At 66.7% G+C, this 13,407-nt stretch carries 16 protein-coding genes; 14 read left to right on the top strand and 2 right to left on the bottom strand.

Going from position 1 to position 13,407, the window contains the following annotated elements; translation table 11 throughout:
• Position 1: 1 nt before the first annotated feature.
• Together epsC and cysK are read right to left on the bottom strand one after the other, a co-directional pair.
• Positions 2–571, bottom strand: a complete 570-nt coding sequence (epsC, locus tag GZ67_RS0116935; RefSeq protein WP_029261870.1) for a serine O-acetyltransferase EpsC — start codon at positions 569–571, stop codon at positions 2–4.
• A 7-nt stretch (positions 572–578) separates the two neighbouring features.
• The gene (gene cysK / locus GZ67_RS0116930) at positions 579–1,517 is read right to left on the bottom strand and encodes a cysteine synthase A (RefSeq protein WP_029261869.1); all 939 of its coding nucleotides are present in this window, start codon (positions 1,515–1,517) and stop codon (positions 579–581) included.
• Positions 1,518–1,617: 100 nt separating this feature from the next.
• On the opposite strand from cysK, the gene prmC reads away from it, so the two are divergent.
• The 14 genes from prmC to GZ67_RS0116860 form a co-directional block, all read left to right on the top strand.
• Positions 1,618–2,478: a peptide chain release factor N(5)-glutamine methyltransferase gene (gene prmC, locus GZ67_RS0116925; protein WP_029261868.1), complete on the top strand. Its 861-nt coding sequence runs from the start codon at positions 1,618–1,620 to the stop codon at positions 2,476–2,478.
• A gap of 52 nt (positions 2,479–2,530) precedes the next feature.
• Positions 2,531–3,262, top strand: coding sequence for an L-threonylcarbamoyladenylate synthase (locus tag GZ67_RS0116920; protein WP_029261867.1), 732 nt, complete (start codon positions 2,531–2,533; stop codon positions 3,260–3,262).
• Positions 3,259–4,428: an MraY family glycosyltransferase gene (locus tag GZ67_RS0116915; RefSeq protein ID WP_029261866.1), complete on the top strand. Its 1,170-nt coding sequence runs from the start codon at positions 3,259–3,261 to the stop codon at positions 4,426–4,428. The genes GZ67_RS0116920 and GZ67_RS0116915 overlap by 4 nt, the downstream gene beginning before the upstream one ends.
• Positions 4,428–4,946 (top strand): hypothetical protein, encoded by a 519-nt coding sequence (locus GZ67_RS0116910; RefSeq protein WP_029261865.1) that lies wholly within the window; start codon positions 4,428–4,430, stop codon positions 4,944–4,946. Before GZ67_RS0116915 ends, GZ67_RS0116910 begins: the two co-directional genes overlap by 1 nt.
• 209 nt (positions 4,947–5,155) lie before the next feature.
• Entirely contained in the window at positions 5,156–5,875 is a 720-nt protein-coding gene (atpB, locus tag GZ67_RS0116905; RefSeq protein ID WP_258134098.1) for a F0F1 ATP synthase subunit A, read from the top strand.
• Positions 5,876–5,918: 43 nt separating this feature from the next.
• Entirely contained in the window at positions 5,919–6,155 is a 237-nt protein-coding gene (atpE, locus tag GZ67_RS0116900; protein ID WP_017830994.1) for an ATP synthase F0 subunit C, read from the top strand.
• A 27-nt stretch (positions 6,156–6,182) separates the two neighbouring features.
• Positions 6,183–6,737, top strand: a complete 555-nt coding sequence (locus GZ67_RS0116895) for a F0F1 ATP synthase subunit B (RefSeq protein ID WP_029261863.1) — start codon at positions 6,183–6,185, stop codon at positions 6,735–6,737.
• Complete coding sequence (locus tag GZ67_RS0116890; RefSeq protein ID WP_029261862.1) at positions 6,737–7,528, top strand: F0F1 ATP synthase subunit delta; 792 nt, start codon at positions 6,737–6,739, stop codon at positions 7,526–7,528. The genes GZ67_RS0116895 and GZ67_RS0116890 overlap by 1 nt, the downstream gene beginning before the upstream one ends.
• A 47-nt stretch (positions 7,529–7,575) precedes the next feature.
• Positions 7,576–9,216 carry a F0F1 ATP synthase subunit alpha gene (gene atpA, locus GZ67_RS0116885; RefSeq protein WP_029261861.1) on the top strand — a complete coding sequence of 547 codons (1,641 nt, stop codon included), beginning with the start codon at positions 7,576–7,578 and terminating at the stop codon, positions 9,214–9,216.
• A 19-nt stretch (positions 9,217–9,235) separates the two neighbouring features.
• The gene (locus GZ67_RS0116880; protein ID WP_029261860.1) at positions 9,236–10,132 is read left to right on the top strand and encodes a F0F1 ATP synthase subunit gamma; all 897 of its coding nucleotides are present in this window, start codon (positions 9,236–9,238) and stop codon (positions 10,130–10,132) included.
• Positions 10,133–10,153: 21 nt separating this feature from the next.
• Positions 10,154–11,608, top strand: coding sequence for a F0F1 ATP synthase subunit beta (gene atpD / locus GZ67_RS0116875; RefSeq protein WP_017830989.1), 1,455 nt, complete (start codon positions 10,154–10,156; stop codon positions 11,606–11,608).
• Positions 11,609–11,610: 2 nt separating this feature from the next.
• The gene (locus GZ67_RS0116870; RefSeq protein WP_017830988.1) at positions 11,611–11,871 is read left to right on the top strand and encodes a F0F1 ATP synthase subunit epsilon; all 261 of its coding nucleotides are present in this window, start codon (positions 11,611–11,613) and stop codon (positions 11,869–11,871) included.
• 75 nt (positions 11,872–11,946) lie between these two features.
• Positions 11,947–12,693, top strand: a complete 747-nt coding sequence (locus GZ67_RS0116865; RefSeq protein ID WP_029261859.1) for a YaaA family protein — start codon at positions 11,947–11,949, stop codon at positions 12,691–12,693.
• Positions 12,694–12,806: 113 nt separating this feature from the next.
• On the top strand, positions 12,807–13,407 hold a 601-nt coding region (locus GZ67_RS0116860; protein WP_029273959.1), incomplete at its 3' end, for a hypothetical protein.

Raw genomic sequence — 13,407 nt, 5'->3', positions numbered from 1 at the left:
GTCAGATCGCGTAGTCCGGTGCGGTGAGCAGTGCCCTGGTGTCTTCGCCGGTATTGCGCTGGCGCGGCTTCGCCGGAACCCCGACGAGGATGCTGTCCGCCGGAGCATCACGGGTGACCACGGCGTTCGCACCGATGACGGAGCCGGGGCCGATCGTGATGGGGCCGAGGACCTTCGCACCGGCACCGACCGCCACTCCGTCGCCGAGCGTGGGGTGGCGTTTGCCGGAGGTGCGCGTCCGTCCGCCGAGAGTCACGCCGTGGTAGAGCATCACGTCATCGCCGATCACACTGGTCTCGCCGATCACGACGCCCATGCCGTGATCGATGAAGAACCGACGGCCGATGCGCGCGCCGGGATGGATCTCGATCCCGGTCAGCCAGCGCGACAGCTGCGAGCCCGCGCGCGCGAGCAATCGCAGTCGGCGTCGCCAGAGCGCGTGCGAGACGCGGTGCGCCCAGATGGCGTGGAGCCCCGGGTACAGCAGAGCGACCTCGACGGAGCTGCGTGCGGCGGGGTCACGAAGGCGAGCCGCCGCGACGTCCTCGCGCATTCGTCCGATCATGCCCATCGACGTCTCAGTCTTCGCGCAGGTCCTCGAACAGCGCGGTGGAGAGGTAGCGCTCACCGGTGTCCGGGATCACGACGACGATGGTCTTGCCGTCGTTCTCGGGGCGCGCGGCGACCTTGAGCGCCGCGGCGACGGCCGCGCCGGACGACATGCCGACGAGCAGGCCCTCTTTCGCGGCGAGCTCCCGGGCGACCCGCAGCGACTCGTCGAACTCCGCGGTCATGATCTCATCGAGCACATCGCGGTCGAGCACGTCGGGGACGAAGTTCGGCCCGATGCCCTGGATCTTGTGCGGTCCGGGGTGGCCCTCGCTGAGCACAGGGGAGTCCTTGGGCTCGACGGCGATGACCTGGATGCCCGGCTTCGCGGCCTTGAGGGCCTGCCCGGTTCCCGTCACCGTCCCGCCGGTGCCGACTCCAGCGATGAAGATGTCGACCGCACCGTCGGTGTCGCGGAGGATCTCCTGCGCCGTGGTCTCGCGGTGGATCTGAGGGTTGGCGGGGTTCTCGAACTGACGGATCCAGATCGCGCCGGGCGTCTCCGAGACGATGCGCTTGGTCTCCTCGATCGCACCGCTCATGCCCTTGGTGGGATCGGTGAGCACGATCTCCGCGCCGAAGGCCTTGAGCAGCACACGGCGCTCCTTGGACATGGAGGCAGGCATCGTCAGGATGACCCGGTAACCGCGGGCGGCGCCCACCATCGCGAGTGCGATGCCGGTGTTGCCACTCGTCGACTCCACGATCGTGCCACCGGGCTTCAGCTCGCCCGATGCCTCTGCGGCGTTGATCATCGCGATGCCGATGCGATCCTTCACGCTCGATGCCGGGTTGTAGTACTCGAGCTTGGCGAGCACGGTGGCCCCGAGGCCCTCGGTCACGCGGTTCAGACGCACGAGCGGCGTGTTGCCGAAAGCGGTCGTGATGTCGGAGTGGATGCCGGGCATGAGGAGCCTTCCTGTGCGGGGGTCGCTGCCGGTCCAGCCTAGGGGAGGGCCCTGTGGGCGGGGGCATTGTGACAGCCGTGCGCGCTCTACGCTGGAACCCATGTCCGACACCTCTCTCGCGGCGCTCGTCCGTGCCGCTGCTCAGCGCCTGGCCGACGTCGGCGTCCCCGATCCTCTGGTCGACGCAGAGCTGCTCGCGGGCCACGTGCTCGGTCGGCGACGCGGCGAGGTGCAGGCCGCGGTCATCCGCGGCGACGACGTCGACGACGAGACGGCGGGCGCCCTGGAGGCTCTGGTGACGCGCCGAGTCGCGCGCGAGCCGCTGCAGCACATCACCGGGACCGCCCCCTTCCGCCACCTCGAGCTGGCGGTGGGGCCCGGTGTGTTCGTCCCGCGGCCGGAGACCGAGACGGTGGTGCAGTATGCGATCGATGCGCTGCTGAACTCCGCGGAGCCCGAGCCGATCGGCGTGGACCTCGGCACCGGCAGCGGTGCGATCGCTCTCGCGATGGCGACGGAGGTGCCGCACGCCCGTGTCTTCGCCGCCGAGCTGTCCGAGGAGGCGCACGCGTGGGCCAGCCGGAACGTCGCCGGCGTCGACAACCTGACGCTCGTGCTGTCCGATCTGGGGGAGGCTTTCCCCGAACTCGACGGCACGGCATCGGTCGTCATCTCGAACCCGCCCTATGTGCCGGACGCCGCGATCCCGCGGGATCCGGAGGTGCGACTCTTCGACCCCGCGATGGCGCTGTACGGGGGAGAGGACGGCCTGGACATCGTGCGAGTGCTCAGTTCTCGGGCGCTCGCACTCCTGCACTCCGGTGGTCTTCTCGTCATCGAGCACGGCGAGCTGCAGGGGGAATCGATCAGGGACATCCTCGCCGCGGACGGCTGGCGCGCTCCGGCGACGCATCGCGACCTCACCCTGCGGGACCGCACCACCACGGCGCTCAGGCCCTGATCAGCTCCCTCTGAGCATCTGCAGCCCCCGCGCCGCATAGAATCGAACCGTCATGTCAACCATCTTCGACTGCCGCGATGACTCGCAGCTGCTCGCCGGCATGCGCCATGCGCGCCAGGCGATCGGCCGCGGCGAACTCATCGTGATGCCCACAGACACCGTGTACGGCGTCGCTGCCGACGCCTTCTCCCCGGCCGCCGTCCAGCGGCTGCTCGATGCGAAGGGGCGCGGCCGTGATCAGCCGCCGCCCGTTCTGATCGGCACGAAGGAGACGCTCGCAGCCCTGGCCGAGTCCGTCCCGGAGCCTGTCGAACGTCTCATCGAGGCGTTCTGGCCCGGCGGTCTCACGATCGTGCTCCCCGCCCAGCCCTCTCTGGTGTGGGATCTCGGGGAGACGCTCGGGACGGTCGCGGTGCGGATGCCGGAGGGGCGCGTGGCACTGGAGCTGCTGGCCGAGACCGGACCGCTCGCCGTGTCCAGCGCCAATCTCACCGGCCAGCCCGCCGCCATCTCGGCCTCGGACGCGGAGCAGATGCTGGGCGACAGCGTCGCCGTGTACCTCGCCGATGGTCTGAGCAAGGACGGCATCGCCTCCACCATCGTCGACGCCACGTCTCTGGTCCGTCGGAGTGCGGATGCCGAGCCCGGCACTGTTCGCATCCTCCGAGACGGTGCGGTGACGCGCGAGCAGCTGCAGGAGGTGCTCGGCGATCTGCTCGAACCCGAGGAGCCGCAGGACGCGGAGCATGTGCATGCGGAGGAGCCGCAGGACGCGGATTCGTGAAGCAGTATCTCGCCACGGTCATCCTCACGGCAGCGATCACGTTCGCGCTGACCTGGGCGGTCTGGCGACTCAGCCTCCGGTTCAAGCTGTACCCCGGCATCCGCGAGCGCGACGTGCACACCACGCCCACGCCCCGCCTCGGCGGTGTGGCGATCTTCCTCGGCATCGCCGCCGCCTTCGGGTTCTCGGCGATCAACCCGTTCTTCCAGAGCATCTGGATCCCCCCGCAGACGATGTGGTCGATCCTGGGCGCCTCGCTGCTGATCGCGATCATCGGCGTGGTGGACGATCTCTGGGACATCGACTGGATGATCAAGCTCGGCGCGCAATTCCTGGCCGCCGGGCTCATCACCGTGGGCGGCGGACTGCAGATCCTGTCGCTGCCGTTCGGGGACCTCATCGTGGTCTCCAGCTGGCTGAGCATCACGATCACCATGTTCGCGATCGTCATCGTGATGAACGCAGTGAACTTCATCGACGGACTCGACGGGCTGGTCGCCGGGGTGTGTCTCATCTCGAACGGCGTGTTCTTCGCGTACTCCTACATCTTCACGCGTGACTCCGGAGCCTCGAGCTACTTCAACCTCTCCACTTTCCTCGCCGCGGTCCTGATCGGCGCCTGCCTCGGTTTCCTACCGCTGAACTGGAGTCCGGCGAAGCTGTTCATGGGCGACTCGGGTGCTCTGGTGATCGGCCTGCTGATGGCGACGTCGGCGATCTCCATCACCGGCCAGATGGATCCGTCGGCTCTGGACCCCGAGCGCCTCGGCCGCTCGCAGCTGATCGGTGCCTTCCTCCCGATCCTGCTGCCGCTGCTGGTGGTGCTGCTGCCGCTGCTCGACTTCGGTCTGGCGGTGCTCCGACGCATGAGCGCCGGCCGGTCGCCGTTCTCACCCGATCGCAAGCACCTGCATCACCGGATGCTGGACCTCGGCCACCGCGACCGCGACGCTGTCCTCATCTTCTACGCATGGACGGCCGTCATCTCGCTCGCCGTCCTGCTGATGTACGTCGGTGCACGGGAGGACTGGCCCGGCCAGTACCTTCCCGGCGTCGGCTTCGGCGTCGTGGGCATCGCCGCCTGCCTCGTCGTCACCCTGAGCCCCACCCGCCGCAGGAAGAGCGCAGCGGCCGCCGACACCGACCCGACACCCGTGGAGTCCTGATGAGCCCGAGCCCCGTTTCCAGCACGCCGATCCTGCGTCGCACCCTCATCTGGTCGGCGGTCGCCACCGCGGTACTCGCGATCGTCGCGGGCGGTGTCGGCTATGCCGTCGCCGGGGGAGAGGGACTCGTCAGCGGGCTGCTGGGCGTGCTGCTGGCCGCCGTGTTCCTGGCGATCACCGGCATCAGCATCCTCATCGCCAACCGTTGGTACGGGGACCCGATCTACGTTCAGCTGTTCTTCGCCATCGTCCTGGGTGGTTGGCTCCTCAAGCTCGGACTGTTCGTCGTCGCGATGATCCTGCTCGCGGGTCAGCCGTGGCTGGAGCCGATGGTGTTCTTCCTCTCGATCGTGGCCGGCGTGCTGATGTCCCTCGCGATCGATGTGATCGTGCTCACTCGTATGCGACTGCCGAACGTGAGCGACACCACGCTGCCGACCGAGGTGCCAGAGGACCGCGCCCCCGGCAACGCGAATCACATCGACGAAGGACCCGTCGACGGCGGCCCGCGGTCTTAGGGGACCCTCAGATTCTGATACTGTTGAAACGTGCCCGCCGCTCGCCCGCGAGCGCTTGCGCTGATTGCACACCGACCATCGTCGCCCCGGTTTAGACCGGTGCCCCGAAGCTGGAGCCCGCGCTGTTTAATCTTGCTGCGACCCTGACCCCCCGACTTGCCTCCGACGGCGAGTTCCACGGCCCTTCGATCGACGATTTCTTTCCGGAGATCCTCTTCCACGTAGGCCCGATCCCCGTCAACCGGATCCACCTGGTCCAGTTGCTCGCGGTGATCGCCGTGGTTCTCATCCTCTGGCTCGGCACCCGCCGCATGAAGGTCGTCCCCGGACGCTTCCAGAGCCTGGTGGAGATGGGGCTCGGCTTCGTTCGAACCAACGTCGCCCACGACATGCTCGGTCGCAAGGACGGCGATCGCTTCCTGCCGATCCTCACCACCATCTTCTTCATGGTGCTGTTCATGAACATCACGGGAATCATCCCGTTCCTGAACATGCCGGGAACGGCGATCGTCGCGGTGCCGCTGACGCTCGCCGTGGTCAGCTACGTGACCTTCATCTACGCGGGAATCAAGCGCCACGGCCTCAAGTTCTTCAAGAACTCCCTGTTCCCGCAGGGCGTGCCGGTCGCCGCGATGCCGATCGTCGCGATCATCGAGCTCATCTCGACGTTCATCCTGCGTCCGGTCACGTTGACGCTGCGTCTTCTCATGAACCTCGTCGTGGGGCACATGATCCTGGTCCTCGCGTTCTCCGCGACCCAGTTCTTCTTCTTCACCGCAGGCGGCGGCTGGGCCGCGCTCGGTGTCGGAACCCTCGCCTTCGGCGGCGCCTTCACTCTCTTCGAGATCCTGGTCGCCGTCCTCCAGGCATACGTCTTCACCGTCCTCACCGCGGTCTACATCCAGCTCGCGGTCGCAGAAGAGCACTGAGCGGGCAGGCATCAGCCTTCCCACCCAACGAAAGGAAAACCCCGTGGACGCTACTACGGTTCTCGCTGAAATCAACGGTCACCTCGGAGCTGTCGGCTACGGCCTCGCAGCCATCGGCCCGGCCATCGGCGTCGGCATCGTCGTCGGCAAGACCATCGAGGGCGTCGCCCGTCAGCCCGAGCTGGCCGGTCGTCTCCAGGTCCTCATGTGGATCGGTATCGCCTTCACCGAGGCGCTTGCGTTCGTCGGCATCGCCGTCGCATTCATCCCCTTCCCGTAATCCTCACCGACTTCTGAAGGAGACAGGATGCTGAACGCTCTTGTCACGAACCTCGCAGCAGAGGGTGAGCCGAACAACCCCCTCATCCCTGCCTGGTACGACATCATCTGGTCGGGCCTCTGGTTCATCGTCATCCTCATCGTGGTCTGGAAGGTCGCCCTTCCCCGGCTCACGAAGATGCTCGACGAGCGGTCCGCCGCCATCGAGGGCAACATCGCCAAGGCCGACGAGGCGCAGAAGCAGGCGGAGGCGGCACTCGAGGAGTACACGCGTCAGCTCGCTGAGGCGCGTACCGAGGCCGGAGAGATCCGCGAGGCCGCCCGTGAGGACGGCAAGAAGATCGTCGCCGAGGCGAAGGATGCCGCGTCCACCGAGGCCGCACGCATCACCGCCACCGCGCACACGCAGATCGAGGCCGAGCGGCAGACCGCTCTCGTCTCGCTGCGCAGCGAGGTCGGAACGCTCGCCATCGACCTCGCCGGCGGCGTGGTCGGCGAGACGCTCTCCGACGACGCCCGTGCGACGGCTGTCGTCGACCGCTTCCTCGCCGACCTCGAGGCATCCGAGAAGGCGGCTCAGTAATGGGCAGCGCGACCACTCAGGCACTCGCGGCATCCATCCAGACGCTTGCCGCAGCGAAGGGCGTCACTCTCGACACCGCACGGGAGCTCCTCGCTGCCGCGCGTGCCGTGAGCGGGTCGTCTCAGCTGAGCGGCGCGCTTGCTGATCCCTCTGCTCCCGCCGCGGCACGACAGAACGTCGTCGCCGCGGTGTTCGGCGGGTTCTCCGCAGACGCTCAGAGCGTTCTGAAGACGGTCGTCGCGGAGCGCTGGTCCAACGCGGGTGAGCTCGTCGACGGTGTCGAGGAGCTCGCGATCCGCGCTGCTGCGATCGCCGAGCCGGGCGCGGACATCGAGGGGGAGCTCTTCAGCTTCTCCCGCGTGATCGCCGCCAACCCCGAGCTCGAACTCGCCCTGGGCAGCCGCCTCGGCGGAGAAGACGCCAAGGCTGCGCTCGTCGAGCGCCTCCTGGCCGAAGGCTCCACGAGCGCTGCGTCGACGCTGATCATCACGTCGCTCGTGCGTCAGCCGCGTGAGCGCCGCGTGCGGCGACTGCTGAACCGGGCGATGAGCATCGTCTCCAGCCAGCGCGGTCGCGTGGTCGCCACGGTGCACACCGCGGCTCCGCTCACCGATGCGCAGCGAGCACGTCTCAGTGACTCGCTGTCTCGTCGCTACGACGGCCAGGTGTCCCTCAACGTCGTCATCGACCCTGCCGTGGTCGGAGGTCTGCGTGTGCAGATCGCCGATGACGTCATCGACGGCAGCATCTCCGCACGACTCGCAGACCTTCGCCAGAAGCTCGCGGGCTAACACGACTTCGCGCGGGGAACCGCGCACCCAGATACAAAGGGAAGACAATGGCAGAACTATCGATCAGCCCCGACGTCATCCGTGACGCGCTGAAGGACTTCGCCGCAGCATACGAGCCCTCCGGGGCCGGGGCGACCGAGGTCGGCACCGTCATCGACGCCGCAGACGGCATCGCGCACGTCGAGGGACTTCCCGGCGTCATGGCGAACGAGCTCGTCATCTTCGCCGACGGCACCAAGGGACTCGCACAGAGCCTGAACGAGCACGAGATCGGTGTCGTCGTCCTCGGCGAGTTCACCGGTGTCGAGGCCGGCCAGGAAGTCACCCGCACGGGCGAGGTCCTCTCGGTCCCGGTCGGCGACGGCTACCTCGGCCGCGTGGTCGACCCGCTCGGTACCCCGATCGACGGCCTCGGCGCCATCGAGACCGAGAGCGTCCGCGCTCTCGAGCTGCAGGCGCCCGGCGTCATGCAGCGTAAGTCGGTGCACGAGCCGATGCAGACCGGCATCAAGGCGATCGACGCGATGATCCCCGTCGGCCGTGGCCAGCGTCAGCTGATCATCGGCGACCGCCAGACCGGCAAGACGGCCATCGCGATCGACACGATCATCAACCAGAAGGCCAACTGGGAGTCGGGCGACGTCAACAAGCAGGTCCGCTGCATCTACGTCGCCATCGGCCAGAAGGGCTCGACCATCGCTTCGGTGAAGGGCGCGCTCGAAGAGGCCGGAGCCCTGGAGTACACCACGATCGTGGCGGCTCCGGCATCCGACCCCGCCGGCTTCAAGTACCTCGCCCCCTACACGGGTTCGGCCATCGGTCAGCACTGGATGTACGGCGGCAAGCACGTCCTCATCATCTTCGATGACCTGTCGAAGCAGGCCGAGGCCTACCGTGCCGTGTCTCTGCTCCTTCGCCGTCCGCCGGGCCGCGAGGCATACCCGGGTGACGTCTTCTACCTGCACTCGCGCCTGCTCGAGCGTTGCGCGAAGCTGTCCGACGAGCTCGGCGCCGGTTCCATGACGGGTCTCCCGATCATCGAGACCAAGGCCAACGACGTCTCGGCATACATCCCGACCAACGTGATCTCGATCACCGACGGCCAGATCTTCCTCCAGTCCGACCTCTTCAACGCCAACCAGCGTCCGGCGGTCGACGTGGGTATCTCGGTCTCGCGAGTCGGTGGTGACGCGCAGGTCAAGTCGATCAAGAAGGTCTCCGGAACGCTGAAGCTGGAGCTCGCGCAGTACCGCTCCCTCGAGGCGTTCGCGATGTTCGCGTCCGACCTCGACGCGGCTTCGCGTCGTCAGCTCTCCCGTGGTGCGCGTCTGACCGAGCTGCTCAAGCAGCCGCAGTACTCCCCGTACCCCGTCGAGGAGCAGGTCGTCTCGATCTGGGCCGGAACCAACGGCAAGCTCGACACGATCGAGGTCTCGGATGTCCTGCGCTTCGAGCGCGAACTCCTGGACTACCTGCGTCGCAACACCAAGGTTCTCGAGACGCTCCGCGACACCAACGTCCTCGATGACGCCACGGTCGCCGAGCTCGAGAAGCAGACGGATGCCTTCATCCTGGAGTTCCAGGGTGGCAAGGGCGCCAGCATCGGCGCTCCCGGCCACGAGGAGCACGCTGCAGCCGAGGCTGAGGACGTCAACCAGGAGAAGATCGTCAAGGGTCGTCGCGCGTAACCGCGTGAGGTACTGACATATGGGCGCTCAACTCAGGGTCTACAAGCAGAAGATCTCTTCTGCTCAGACGACCAAGAAGATCACGAAGGCGATGGAACTCATCGCGGCTTCGCGCATCCAGAAGGCGATGGCACGCGTCAAGGCGTCCACACCCTTCGCGCGAGCCGTGACGAGGGCCGTGTCTGCCGTCGCGACGCACTCGAACGTGGATCACCCGCTGACCCGCGAGTCCGAGAACATCACCCGCTCCGCGGTCGTGATCTTCTCGTCGGACCGCGGTCTCGCCGGAGCCTTCAACTCGCAGATCCTCCGTGAGGGTCTCGAGGTGGCGGAGCTCCTGCGCGAGCAGGGCAAGGAGCCGGTCTTCTACCTCATCGGTCGCAAGGCCGTCGGATACTTCCAGTTCCGACGCCTCGCTGCCGCTGCGGAGTGGACCGGCGACACCGATACCCCGTCGTTCCACACCGCGGAGGAGATCTCCGCGACGCTGCTCGATTCCTTCTCCCGCGGGGGACAGGACGGCGGCGTCGACGAGATCCACCTCGTGTACAACCGTTTCGTCAGCATGATGACGCAGTCGCCCGAGTCCGTGCGCCTGCTCCCGCTGGAGATCACGGAAGCCGATGAGTCGGAGGCAGGTAACACCGTTTACCCGCTGTACGAGTTCGAGCCGGATGCCGAGACCGTTCTCGATGCGATCCTGCCGGTGTACATCCAGAGCCGCGTCTTCAACGCTCTCCTGCAGTCGTCTGCTGCCAAGCAGGCCGCGACGCAGAAGGCGATGAAGTCGGCCAGCGACAACGCCGACAAGCTCATCACCGACTACACCCGCCTGCGCAACAACGCGCGCCAGGCGGAGATCACGCAGCAGATCGCCGAGATCGTCGGCGGCGCCGACGCCCTCTCGAGCAAATAGACCATCAGGAAAGAGACGAAAATGACCCTCACCGCTCCGGCTGACCAGCCGGCGACCGCGGTCGTCGGGCGCGTCGCACGCGTCAACGGTCCGGTTGTCGACATCGAGTTCCCTCATGACTCGATCCCCGACATCTACAACGCGCTGAAGACCACGATCGCGATGGGCGAAGAGTCCACCGAGATCACGCTCGAGGTCGCACAGCACCTCGGCGACGACCTCGTCCGCGCCATCGCTCTGAACCCGACCGACGGCATCGTCCGCGGTCAGGAGGTCCGCGACACCGGTGAGGCCATCTCGGTCCCCGTCGGCGACGTGACCAAGGGCAAGGTGTTCAACGTCATCGGCGAGGTGCTCAACCTCGAGCCCGGTGAGACGATCGAGGTCACCGAGCGCTGGCCCATCCACCGCAAGGCGCCGAACTTCGACCAGCTCGAGTCCAAGACTCAGATGTTCGAGACCGGCATCAAGTCGATCGACCTCCTCACCCCGTACGTGCTGGGTGGAAAGATCGGCCTGTTCGGTGGTGCCGGTGTCGGCAAGACCGTCCTCATCCAGGAGATGATCCAGCGCGTCGCGCAGGACCACGGTGGTGTGTCTGTGTTCGCCGGTGTCGGTGAGCGCACCCGTGAGGGCAACGACCTCATCCACGAGATGGAAGAGGCGGGCGTCTTCGACAAGACCGCCCTGGTGTTCGGCCAGATGGACGAGCCGCCGGGAACGCGTCTGCGCGTCGCCCTGTCGGCCCTGACGATGGCGGAGTACTTCCGTGACGTGCAGAAGCAGGATGTGCTGCTCTTCATCGACAACATCTTCCGCTTCACGCAGGCCGGTTCCGAGGTCTCCACGCTGCTGGGTCGCATGCCTTCCGCCGTGGGTTACCAGCCGAACCTCGCCGACGAGATGGGTGTGCTCCAGGAGCGCATCACCTCGACGCGTGGTCACTCGATCACCTCGCTGCAGGCGATCTACGTGCCGGCCGATGACTACACCGACCCGGCTCCGGCGACGACGTTCGCCCACCTCGACGCGACGACCGAGCTCTCTCGTGAGATCGCCTCGAAGGGTCTGTACCCGGCCATCGACCCGCTGACCTCGACGTCGCGCATCATGGACCCCCGCTACTTGGGCGAGGACCACTACCGCGTCGCCACGACGGTCAAGCAGATCCTCCAGAAGAACAAGGAACTGCAGGAGATCATCGCCATCCTCGGTGTCGACGAGCTCTCCGAGGAAGACAAGATCGTCGTGTCGCGTGCACGTCGCATCCAGCAGTTCCTCTCGCAGAACACCTACATGGCGAAGAAGTTCACCGGTGTCGAGGGTTCGACCGTCCCGCTCAAGGAGACCATCGAGTCCTTCGATGCGATCACGCGCGGTGACTTCGACCACGTCGCCGAGCAGGCCTTCTTCAACGTCGGTGGCATCTCCGACGTCGAAGAGCAGTGGGCGAAGATCCAGAAGGAGAACGGCTGACCATGGCGCTCCACGTCAGCCTCGTCTCCGCGGATGCGGAGGTCTGGACGGGAGAGGCGAGCCTCGTGGTCGCCAAGACCGTCGAGGGCGAGATCGGCTTCATGACCGGCCATGAGCCGGTGCTGGCCATCCTCGCTGAGGGCCAGGTCCGCATCACGCAGTCGGATGGCACGAAGGTGCTGGCCAACGCGCAGGACGGGTTCCTCTCCATGGAGGGCGACACCCTGACGATCGTGGCCGGCAACGCGGCTCTCATCGCCTAGCATTTCCGTTTCGACGCGTCCGCCTCGGTGCCCCTCGGGTCCCGAGGCGGACGCGTCTGCATTCACCGAGGTTCCATGAAGATCCTGCTTCCGCCGTCGGAGACGAAGCGCGAGGGCGGTCATGATGTCCCGCTCGACATCGCCTCCCTCTCGCTGCCGTCGCTGAGTGCGCATCGATCCGCCGTGCTGGATGCCCTCGTCGACCTCGCAGCCGACGAAGAGGTCTCGCGACGCGTGCTCAAGTTGAGCGAGCGCCAGATGGGCGAGATCGCGCACAACCGGCGGCTGCGGACGGCGCCCACGATGCCCGCGATCGATCGATACACGGGCGTGCTCTTCGATGCGCTCGATGCACGCGGTCTCTCCGCAACATCGCGTCGGTGGCTGGGGGAGCACGTCTGGATCCACAGTGCACCTCTCGGTCCCGTCGGTGCGCTGGACGCGGTGCCGACCTATCGCCTGGCCGCCGGGACTTCGCTGCCGCGCTTCCCTGCGTTGCGGAAGCACTGGGCGGAGGCCACGTCAGCGGCGATCGCGGAGGCGTCACCGTCCTTCGTGCTCGATCTGCGAAGTGAGGCGTATGTGGCGCTGGGGCCTGTGCCCGACACTGTGCCCTCCGCCTATGTCCGCGTCGTCACTGAGCACGGCCGGGCGCTGAACCACTTCAACAAGAAGTCCAAGGGGTTGCTCGTGCGTGCCCTCGCCGAAGATCGGCCCCGTGTGGCTTCCCTCCGCTCCCTCCGGCGCTGGGCCGAGAGCCGAGGCGTCGTGCTGCGTGACACGGAGCAGCCGGGTGTTCTGCAGCTCGTCGTCCACGAGTGACCGCGCAAGTCCGCGCATGACCGCTTCCGCGTGGGTCTTTGCTCGCCTGTGGTCTCCCCGCTATGGTTGTCACGCGGCGCGACCCGTGCCGAATATTGGATCCGGAGGGGACCATGTACGACTATTACGACACAGGCTCGTTGGCCGTTTTCGGCATCCTGATCGTCTTCGGCTTCATCTTCGCGATAGCGGGGTACGTCCTCTCGTCGCTGTTCCTGATGAAGATCTTCGAGAAGGCCGGAGTCGAGGGCAAGTGGCGAGCGTGGGTGCCCGTCTACAACGCCATGATCCTCGCAAAGCTCGGCGATGTGTCGCCGTGGGTGATGCTCGGCGCCATCGTGATCAACATCATTCCGATCCTGAACTACATTTCGTGGATCGCCTATGTCGCGGTCATCGTGATCGTCGCCTGGCGCGTGGGTCTCAAGCTGCAGAAGGATGCCGTCTGGATCCTCCTGGGCCTGATCCCCGGTATCGGTGCCTTGATCTGGCTCGGCATCAACGCTTTCGACAAGTCGCGCTGGAACCCGAACATCGTTCCCGCGCCCTGGGCGAACAACGGATTCCTCGGTGACAACACGGTGTGGCAGGGCATCCCGGTTCAGCCCAAGCCCGCCGCCCCTGCTCCCGGATACGGCGCACCGCAGGGGTACGCTCCTCCGGCACCGCAGGGCTACGCCCCGCCCGCTCAGCCCGGTTACGCTCCGCCTGCAG

The organism is Microbacterium sp. Cr-K20, from assembly GCF_000708325.1.
Classification (GTDB): domain Bacteria; phylum Actinomycetota; class Actinomycetes; order Actinomycetales; family Microbacteriaceae; genus Microbacterium.
This window is presented reverse-complemented; position numbering and strand designations above follow the sequence as displayed.

Bases quoted from the DNA above. Each gene is read 5' to 3' on its own strand.
- GZ67_RS0116910 (WP_029261865.1), top strand. From the start codon at position 4,428: ATGAGCCCGAGCCCCGTTTCCAGCACGCCGATCCTGCGTCGCACCCTC.
- GZ67_RS0116870 (WP_017830988.1), top strand. From the start codon at position 11,611: ATGGCGCTCCACGTCAGCCTCGTCTCCGCGGATGCGGAGGTCTGGACG.
- GZ67_RS0116890 (WP_029261862.1), top strand. From the start codon at position 6,737: ATGGGCAGCGCGACCACTCAGGCACTCGCGGCATCCATCCAGACGCTT.
- GZ67_RS0116880 (WP_029261860.1), top strand. From the start codon at position 9,236: ATGGGCGCTCAACTCAGGGTCTACAAGCAGAAGATCTCTTCTGCTCAG.
- GZ67_RS0116920 (WP_029261867.1), top strand. From the start codon at position 2,531: ATGTCAACCATCTTCGACTGCCGCGATGACTCGCAGCTGCTCGCCGGC.
- cysK (WP_029261869.1), bottom strand. From the start codon at position 1,517: ATGCCCGGCATCCACTCCGACATCACGACCGCTTTCGGCAACACGCCG.
- GZ67_RS0116895 (WP_029261863.1), top strand. From the start codon at position 6,183: ATGCTGAACGCTCTTGTCACGAACCTCGCAGCAGAGGGTGAGCCGAAC.
- GZ67_RS0116865 (WP_029261859.1), top strand. From the start codon at position 11,947: ATGAAGATCCTGCTTCCGCCGTCGGAGACGAAGCGCGAGGGCGGTCAT.
- atpA (WP_029261861.1), top strand. From the start codon at position 7,576: ATGGCAGAACTATCGATCAGCCCCGACGTCATCCGTGACGCGCTGAAG.
- epsC (WP_029261870.1), bottom strand. From the start codon at position 571: ATGGGCATGATCGGACGAATGCGCGAGGACGTCGCGGCGGCTCGCCTT.
- prmC (WP_029261868.1), top strand. From the start codon at position 1,618: ATGTCCGACACCTCTCTCGCGGCGCTCGTCCGTGCCGCTGCTCAGCGC.
- atpD (WP_017830989.1), top strand. From the start codon at position 10,154: ATGACCCTCACCGCTCCGGCTGACCAGCCGGCGACCGCGGTCGTCGGG.